General features: G+C 41.1%; 1 pseudogene. It reads left to right on the forward strand.

Going from position 1 to position 1,249, the window contains the following annotated elements:
• A pseudogene (locus ACFIKY_RS08955) lies at positions 1 to 1,249 on the forward strand (transporter); the annotation flags it as partial.

Here is a 1,249-nt window from a genome sequence, read left to right on the forward strand (position 1 = left end):
GGCGGCTTGGTGGGCACAATTGCCTGGCAATTATGCTTATCGCACCCGCTCTGGTGCAATAACAAGCCGCAATTATGCAGCGCTTTCTCCTTTTCATTCTTTTCCGGTTGGAAAAATAGATGGCAATGTATGGGGACCAGCGGTAGCCTTGATGAAAACCTCTGCTGGTTCACCGTTTTATTTTAACTTTCACTTTGGTGATTTAGGCAATACGTTTGTTTGTGGTCCCTCTGGTTCTGGGAAAACGGTTATTGTCAATTTTCTTTTAGCACAACTTCAAAAGCATGATCCCAATATGGTCTTTTTTGACAAAGATCGGGGTGCAGAACTTTTTGTCAGAGCGGGTGGCGGCACTTATATGCCCTTGAAGAATGGTAAACCGACAGGCATAGCACCGCTAAAAGGCTTAGACTATAACAATCCAGCAGATAGAGTTTTTTTACGCCAATGGATTATAAAGCTTGTTTCTTCTGAAGATCAAAAGATCAGTGAATCAGAAAGACAAGACATTACGGCGGCTGTTGAGCAGCTTGCCTTGTTGCCAAAAGAACAACGGACGATCTCTGCCTTACAAATGTTTTTTGATACCACGCATAGAGAGGGGATATCGGGTCGTTTAGAAAGATGGTGTAAAGGCAATGCCTTAGGGTGGGTTTTTGACAATCCTGATGACGACATTGGCATTGATGCAAAATTTATTGGTTATGACATGACGGATTTTTTAGACAATGATGAAATTCGTCCACCTTTAATGATGTATCTTTTTCATAGGATTTTGTCTCTGATTGATGGACGTCGTATTATCATTGTCATTGATGAGTTTTGGAAAGCCTTAGAGGATGATTCCTTTAAAGCCTTTGCGCAAGACAGGCTGAAAACTATTCGTAAACAAAATGGTTTGATGTTGTTTGCGACACAATCTCCCAAAGATGCGATCAATTCGACCATTGCTCACACCATTATAGAGCAATGCCCCACACAGATTTATTTTCCCAATCAAAAGGGCAATCATGGGGATTATGTAGAAGGTTTTAAATTATCGGACAGAGAATTTAACCTGATACAATCAGAATTAAGCCGTGAGTCACGGCGTTTTCTCATCAAACAAGGACAAAGTTCAGTTGTAGCAGAACTGAATTTACGGGGCTTTGATGATGAAATAGCCATTTTAAGTGGCACCACCAAGAATATTGAACTCCTAGAGACCATTATGGATGAAGTTGGACAATCTCCAGAAAAATGGCTTCCT

It is taken from the genome of Bartonella sp. CR127HXZ (assembly GCF_042194555.1).
GTDB classification, from domain to species: domain Bacteria; phylum Pseudomonadota; class Alphaproteobacteria; order Rhizobiales; family Rhizobiaceae; genus Bartonella; species Bartonella grahamii.